Genomic DNA, 7,500 nt, shown 5'->3' on the forward strand with positions numbered 1-7,500 from the left:
CCCGCTGTCTCCAACACCAACTCAGCGAAATTGAACTCTCCGTGAAGATGCGGAGTTCCCGCGGTCAGACGGAAAGACCCCGTGCACCTTTACTACAGCTTTGCAGTGGTGCTAGGGACTTCATGTGTAGGATAGGTGGGAGGCTTGGAAGCCTGGGCGCCAGCCCGGGTGGAGCCAACCTTGAAATACCACCCTTGAAGTCTCTGGCATCTAACCGTGGCCCGTGATCCGGGTCCGGGACCCTGCATGGCGGGTAGTTTGACTGGGGCGGTCGCCTCCCAAAGTGTAACGGAGGCGCGCGATGGTGGGCTCAGAGCGGTCGGAAATCGCTCGTCGAGTGCAATGGCATAAGCCCGCCTGACTGCAAGACTGACAAGTCGAGCAGAGACGAAAGTCGGCCATAGTGATCCGGTGGCTCCACGTGGACGGGCCATCGCTCAACGGATAAAAGGTACGCCGGGGATAACAGGCTGATGACTCCCAAGAGTCCATATCGACGGAGTCGTTTGGCACCTCGATGTCGGCTCATCACATCCTGGGGCTGGAGCAGGTCCCAAGGGTTCGGCTGTTCGCCGATTAAAGTGGTACGTGAGCTGGGTTTAGAACGTCGTGAGACAGTTCGGTCCCTATCTGCCGTGGGTGTCGGAGTTTTGCGAGGATTTGTCCCTAGTACGAGAGGACCGGGATGGACATACCTCTGGTGCACCGGTTGTCACGCCAGTGGCATGGCCGGGTAGCTAAGTATGGACGGGATAACCGCTGAAAGCATCTAAGCGGGAAACCCACCTCTAAACCAGAGCTCCCTTGAGAGCCGTGACAGACCATCACGTCGATAGGAGGCATGTGGACGGGCAGCAATGTCTGAAGCTAAGCCTTACTAATCGCTCGATCGGCTTGATCTCGACCCCACAAACCGCGCCATGCGCAGCAGCAAGCCTGCTTGTTGGGCCCTGCTTGACGCAACACCGCCAGTTCGATACATTCTCACCCTCACTTGCACTGAACAGCGCTACGCTTCGGATTAGCGTCGGTCTTGAGCCTTGGTGACCTGGTGGTCATGGCGAGGTGTCAAACACCCGATCCCATCCCGAACTCGGCCGTGAAAAGCCTCCGCGCCAATGGTACTGCGTCTTAAGACGTGGGAGAGTAGGTCGCCGCCAGGTCACTCAGGCTCAAGAGACGCCAAACCGAAGCAAACACGCTGGCATCGTCACGAACATCAGAAACGCCCCGGCTCTCACCAGCCGGGGCGTTTTGCCGTTTGGGCCGACGGTCTTTTTCACCATGCGGAAAGCCTGCCGCCGATTTGCGGCAGATCAATCGCCCTCGGTTGGCCGCTCCCCTACTCTTACCTCACCGCACAACATCAAGGGGGAGCGAAACCATGAAGGCTATCGATCTGATGACACCGCGGGTCATCACCATCGGCGCGGACGCGACTGTCGCCGACGCGGCCAAGAAGATGCTGGAGAACAACATCAGCGGCATGCCCGTGGTGGATGCGGCCGGCAAGGTGGTCGGCATCATCAGCGAGGGCGACCTGCTGCGCCGGGTGGAACTCGGGACCGAGCGCCACCGCTCCTGGTGGCTGGGGCTGGTGTCCGGCGGCACGCTGCCGGCGGAGGATTTCGTCAAGTCCCATGCCCGCAAGGTCACGGACGTCATGACCGCCCATGTCACCACCGTCGACGAAAGCGCCTCGCCCGAGGAGGTCGTGCGGCTGATGGAAACGCGCCGGATCAAACGCGTGCCGGTGGTCCGTCAGGGCAACCTGATCGGCATCATCAGCCGGGCGAACCTGCTGCGCGCACTGGCCAGCGTCTCGCCGGAGACCGCCGCGGCGGCCCCTGACGACCGTGTGCTGAAGGAGCGTGTCACCGCAGCCATGAAGGAACTGTCCTGGGATTCGCGGTCGCACGACGCCATCGTCGTCCGGAACGGCATCGTTCATCTCTGGGGCTTCATCAGCAGTGCGTCCCAGCGCGACGCCATACGCGTCGCGGCGGAAAGCGTTCCCGGCGTGAAGGGGGTGGAGAATAACATCCAGGTCGTCGACCCGGCGGAAAGCGGGGCCTGGGGGCTGTAAAAGGCGCCTGTAAAGGGGTCTGCATTGCGGATGGGCATGGCCGGTCTACTCCGGCCATGCCCGTTTTTCGAACCAGGTCAGATCCGACCCGGCAGCCGCGCGCCGATGAAGTGGGTCGCCTGCGCCCCGTATTCGTAAGCGGCTTCGCGCACCGCACGACCGGCGACCGTTTCCAGGGCCGTGTCGGGAAGCGGCATCTCCGCGTCGGTGAGCTTGCCGGTGATGCGGTCGGCAAGGCAGCGGCCGAGAACCGTGCCGGGGGCGATGCCGCGGCCATTGTAGCCGCTGAAGCCGATCACGTTGCGGCCCAGCCGGTGGAAGCGGGGCAGGTTGTCCTTGGTCATCCCGATCTGCCCATACCATTCGGATTCGAACCGCACCGGGCCGAGCTGCGGGAACAGAGCGGCCAGCGAACGCTGTGCCCAGGCCCGGTGCACCGCGTTTCCGGATCCCCGCAAGGCGCCGACACTGCCGAATACCAATCGTCCCTGGCGGTCGAACCGGTAGGAGCTGAGCACCGATTTGGTGTCCCACACACCCTGCCGCTCCGGCAGAATGGCTTTCCGCATGGGCTCGGACAGTGGCTCCGTCGCCAGATTGAAGTAGGGCAGGTGAACCTGTTCGGTGCGCAGCTGCATCCAGGGGCCGATGCTGTAGGCGTCGGTGGCGACGATCACCCAATCGGCCAGCACGCTGCCGGTCGCCGTCTTCACCTCCCATTTGCCGCCGGCCTCGCTTGCCGACTGGACCGGGCTGCGGGTGAAGATGCGGGCACCCGCCTTCACGGCGGCGGTGGCCAGCCCGCGGGCATAGGCCAGCGGCTGGATGGTGCCGGCCCGCAAATCGAGAAGTGACCCGGTGTAGGCCCTGGTACCGACCTTCTCCGCCGTTTCCGCTGCGTCGAGCAGGCGCACGGGCGCTCCTCGCTTCTGCCAGATTTCCGCACGCTGCTCCAGTTCGCGCAAGCCCGCAGGACCGACGCCGCAATGGAGGGTGCCGCTGCGCTCGTCCTCGCAGGCGATGGCGTGTTTGGTGATCAGGTCGAATACGGTGCGCGGAGCATTGCCGAGCAGTTCGATCAATCGCTCTCCATAGACCGGCCCCAGCGTGTTGACGAGCTGGTCTGGCATCACCCACATGCCGGCGTTGACCAGCCCGACATTGCGGCCGGCGCCGCCGAAGCCGATCTCCACCGCCTCAACCACCACCGCGTCTGCACCGCTTTCCGCCAGATGCAGGGCGGCCGACAGGCCGGTATATCCGGCGCCGACGATCACCACGTCTGCCCTGACCGCGCCGGTCAGCGGCGTGGTCGGTGGCGCCGGCGGTGCCGTCCGTTCCCAAAGCCCGTGCGACCGCGGATCGTTCAGCATTCCCTGTGGTCCTTTTCCCGTGTTATTGCCCGCCTGTCATTCCCGGCCGGAAACACCGTCCGGACCGGTTCCGTGAGCGTAGCGGGTCGCCGCATCCACGGACAGCTGGGAAGATTCGCTTGCCTACCCCCTTCGGCAAAGTGATGTTTGCTCAACCAGTCATTCCCCGTGAGAATGAGATGCAGAGCCCTCGCCGCTTCCTCCCCTCCCTGTCCCTTCTGACTGCATTCGAGGCGGCGGCGCGGAGCGGCAGCATCACCGCGGCGGCGAAGGAACTGTCCCTGACCCAGAGCGCCGTCAGCCGTCAGATCAAGGCGCTGGAGGAGTTGCTGGAGGTCGAACTGTTCCACCGCGAACGGCAGACCATCCGCCTGACTGTGGGCGGGGAGTATTACGTGCGCGAGGTCCGCGATGCGCTGCGCAAGATCAGCACCGCGTCGCTCAACCTGCGCGCCAACCCCTATGGCGGCACGCTGAGCATCGCGATCCTGCCGACCTTCGGGGTCCGCTGGCTGGCGCCGCGGCTGCCGAAATTCCTGGCTGCTAATCCAGGTGTGACCATCAATCTGGTGACGCGCATGGCGCCCTTCGATTTCCGGCTGGATCCAGTCGACGTGGCGATCCATTTCGGCCGGCCGGACTGGCCGGGTGGGGAGATGGCGCTTCTGCGCCGGGAAACGGTCATCCCCGCCTGCAGTCACGATCTGCGCGACCGGTTCGGCTTCCGGCAGCCCGGCGATCTGCGGCTTGCCCCCTTGCTGCACCTGACCAGTCGTCCCGATGCCTGGGAACGCTGGCTGACCCTGCACGATACGCCGGCCGACGGCGTGCATGGCATGCTGTTCGACCAGTTCGGCACCACCATTCAGGCGGCCGTTGCCGGGCTGGGGGTGGCGTTGCTGCCGCTTTTCCTGATCGGGGAGGAATTGGGCTCGGGGCAACTGGTGCCCGCGCTCGACCTGCCGATGGAAAGTGAGGACGCTTATCACATCGTGTGGCCGTCGGAACGGACGAGCTATCCGCCGCTTGCCGCCTTCCGCGACTGGATCCTGGCGGAAACCCGGGAGGAAGCTGGGGAGGGAGCCGCGGGGCGCACCCCGCCGCATCATGAGCTTTCCTCATCAAGTCGGTAAAAACAATCGCAATCCAATGCGGCGCTTCGTTGCTATAGCTGGCCGATGGGAGGGACCGGAAGAGTGATCGGACCGGTCCGACGCAGGCAACGCGAGCGAGATTTGCAATGAGTGCCCAGAGTTCCTTCAGCCCCGCCTTCATCGGCTCCGATGCGATCCGTACCCTGTTCTCTACCGCCATGTCGGAGATGTACCGGACGGAGGTGCCGGCCTATCAGACGCTCGTCGAACTGGTTCGGGACGTGAACGAGGCGGTGCTTGCCGCCGACCCGGCGGAACGCCGCCGGCTGGAGGCCGCGGGCGGCCTCGCTCGCATCACGGAGGAGCGTCACGGCGCCATCCGGCTCGGCACCGCAAATGAACTGGCCACCATGCGCCGCCTGTTCGCGGTGATGGGCATGCAGCCGGTCGGCTATTACGACCTGTCGGAAGCCGGTGTTCCCGTCCATTCCACCGCCTTCCGTCCGGTGACCGACGAGGCGTTGAGCCGCAACCCGTTCCGTGTCTTCACCTCGCTGCTGAGGCTCGACCTGATTGCCGATGCCGCCCTGCGGAACGAGGCGGAACAGGTGCTGGCCGGCCGCAGCATCTTCACCGCCGGCTGCCTCGCCTTGATCGAAAAGGCAGAGGTGAATGGTGGGCTGACGGAGGAGGAGGCCACCCGCTTCGTTGCGGAGGCACTGGAAACCTTCCGCTGGCACAGCCGGGCCAATGTGCCGCTCGACCTCTACAAGCGGCTGCATGACGCCCATCGGCTGATCGCCGACGTCGTCTCGTTCAAGGGACCGCACATCAACCATCTGACCCCGCGCACGCTCGACATCGACGCGGTGCAGCGGATGATGCCGGAGAAGGGCATCGCACCCAAGGCGGTGGTGGAAGGCCCGCCGACCCGGCGCTGCCCCATCCTTCTGCGCCAGACCTCCTTCAAGGCGCTGAGCGAGCCGGTGGATTTCCGCGACGGCGACGGCTGGCGTTCGGGTGTCCACACCGCGCGGTTCGGCGAGATCGAACAGCGCGGCATCGCGCTGACGCCGAAGGGCCGTGCGCTGTACGACGCCTTGCTGCAGGATTCCCGCCGCCTCGTCGCCCCGGCCGCAGACGGGTCGAACGCCGCCGAGTACATGGCCGCCCTGCAGGAGGTCTTCGCCCCGTTTCCCGACAGCTGGGACGAGATCCGCCGCCAGCAGCTCGGCTATTTCACCTATTCGCTGACGGATGCCGGACGCCGCAACCCGCCGGCACCCGATGCCGATCTGGAGGTGTTGATCGGGGCTGGTCTCGTCCGCTTCGATCCCGTGGTCTATGAGGATTTCCTGCCGGTCAGCGCGGCCGGCATCTTCCAGTCCAACCTGGGCGACGATGCGCAGCAGGATTTCTCCGCCAGCCCGAACCAGCAGCGCTTCGAAGCCGACCTCGGCGAGTCCGTCCTGAACCCGTTCGACCTCTACGCGGAGATCGAACGGGCCTCCATCGACGACTGCCTGTCGGCCGTGAGCCCGGCGACGGCGTAGGTCACAGCGCAACCACGGCGGCGGGCCGGAAGGCCCCCGCCGCCAGCCAGTCCTCGAAAGCCTCCGGTGCGAGCGGGCGGGAGAACAGATAACCCTGTCCGAAGTCGTAGCCGTGCAGGCGCAACCAGTCATAGGCCTCGACGGTCTCCACCCCCTCCGCAACCACCCGATAGCCGAGATCGTGGGCAAGGTCGATGGTCGAGCGGACCATGATCTGGTCGCTGCGTTCGGTGGCGATGGAGCGGATGAAGCGCTGGTCGATCTTCACCGCCGTCGCCGGGATGTCCTTCAGGTAGGACAGCGCGCTTTGGCCGGTGCCGAAATCGTCGATCTCTACCTCGATCCCCAGCCGGCGCAGTTGGTCGAGCTGCCGGTCGACCACCGCCCGGTCGGTCATCAGCGCGCTTTCCGTCACCTCGAAGTCGATCCAGTCCGCCTGCACCCCGTGCCGGTCCAGCATGGCGGCCACCCGGTCGGCAAAGTCGTTGGCCCCGAGGTCCAGCATCGAGATGTTGATCGAGACCGGCAGCGCGATCCCGCGTCGACGCCACCGTGCGATCTGGACCAGCACCGCCCCGATCACCCACTCTGTCAACGGGCGCACCAGCGCCGTCCGCTCCGCCAGCGGCACGAACTCCGCCGGCGAGATCGGTCCCAGCTCCGGATGGGTCCAGCGCAGCAGCGCCTCTGCCCCAATGCAGGCATCGGTGCGCAGGTCGATTTTGGGCTGGTAGGCAATGTGAAGTTGCCTGTCGCGCCCGATGGCGGTGCCGGGGGCGGTACTGGGGGCGGTACTGGGGGCGGTACTGGGGGCGGTACTGGGGGCTGTACCGGTGGCTTCTGCTTTGGAGCCGCCGATCGCTTCTGTCAGGCTTCTCAGCAGCAGAAAGGCGCGGTGAGAGGCGCGGTCCTGCCCCTCGTCATAGGCGCACCAGGGTTTCTGCTTTTCCAGCGACTGGTGGGCGGCACTGGCGGCGGCGCGCAGCAGTTCCACGCTTCCGCCCGGCCGGTCCGGATGATGGACGAATCCGATGCCGGTGGAGGACGCGATCGGCACCCCCTGGTAATGGAAGGGGCTGCGGATTGCCGCACCGATCCGGTCGAGAGTGGCTGCCAATTCGTCCTCCGGCCTATCGACGAGGATGCAGGCGAAGCGGGCCGGCGACAGGTGGTAGAGCCGGGTGCGCCCCGGCAGGCAGGCGGCGATGCGGTGGGCGCAATCGACCTCGAACGCGTCGGCGCAGACCTGGCCCAGCACCCGGGTCAGCTCGGCATATTGCTGGGACGCGGCGGTGTCGATCACCACCACGGTTTTGCGGGTGCGCTCCCCGGCGGCCGGATCGGCCTGCAGAGCGTCGATGTCGGCAAGAAGCCGAAAGCGGTTCGACAGCGAG

5 protein-coding genes and 2 rRNA genes (2 of these 7 only partly in view) are annotated in these 7,500 nt (G+C 65.6%); 5 read left to right on the top strand and 2 right to left on the bottom strand.

Annotation, left to right across the window (positions count from 1 at the left end; all coding sequences use genetic code 11):
- From ACWPKK_RS15335 to ACWPKK_RS15345, 3 genes are all read left to right on the top strand, one after another.
- Positions 1 to 902, top strand: a 23S ribosomal RNA gene (locus ACWPKK_RS15335) (it extends 1,844 nt beyond the left edge of the window).
- Positions 903 to 1,047: 145 nt separating this feature from the next.
- Positions 1,048 to 1,163, top strand: a 5S ribosomal RNA gene (gene rrf / locus ACWPKK_RS15340).
- A 221-nt stretch (positions 1,164 to 1,384) separates the two neighbouring features.
- Entirely contained in the window at positions 1,385 to 2,086 is a 702-nt protein-coding gene (locus ACWPKK_RS15345) for a CBS domain-containing protein (protein ID WP_324869679.1), read from the top strand.
- Positions 2,087 to 2,163: 77 nt separating this feature from the next.
- Here the strand turns inward: ACWPKK_RS15345 and ACWPKK_RS15350 are convergent, their stop codons facing one another.
- Positions 2,164 to 3,459, bottom strand: coding sequence for an NAD(P)/FAD-dependent oxidoreductase (locus tag ACWPKK_RS15350; RefSeq protein WP_452005633.1), 1,296 nt, complete (start codon positions 3,457 to 3,459; stop codon positions 2,164 to 2,166).
- A gap of 179 nt (positions 3,460 to 3,638) precedes the next feature.
- Here ACWPKK_RS15350 and ACWPKK_RS15355 point away from each other — a divergent pair, with 179 nt between their 5' ends.
- Both ACWPKK_RS15355 and hglS read left to right on the top strand, forming a co-directional pair.
- Complete coding sequence (locus ACWPKK_RS15355; RefSeq protein ID WP_452005636.1) at positions 3,639 to 4,592, top strand: LysR family transcriptional regulator; 954 nt, start codon at positions 3,639 to 3,641, stop codon at positions 4,590 to 4,592.
- Between the two features lie 107 nt (positions 4,593 to 4,699).
- On the top strand, positions 4,700 to 6,106 hold the full coding sequence (gene hglS / locus ACWPKK_RS15360; protein ID WP_452005639.1) for a 2-oxoadipate dioxygenase/decarboxylase HglS: 1,407 nt from the start codon (positions 4,700 to 4,702) through the stop codon (positions 6,104 to 6,106).
- 1 nt (position 6,107) lies between these two features.
- On the opposite strand, the gene ACWPKK_RS15365 is transcribed toward hglS, so the two are convergent.
- Positions 6,108 to 7,500: the 3' portion of a putative bifunctional diguanylate cyclase/phosphodiesterase gene (locus ACWPKK_RS15365; protein WP_452005642.1), read on the bottom strand. Its footprint extends 500 nt past the window's final position; 1,393 of the gene's 1,893 nt are visible here — the last part of the coding sequence; its start codon lies off the right edge, out of view; the stop codon is at positions 6,108 to 6,110.

The organism is Azospirillum largimobile, assembly GCF_977007025.2.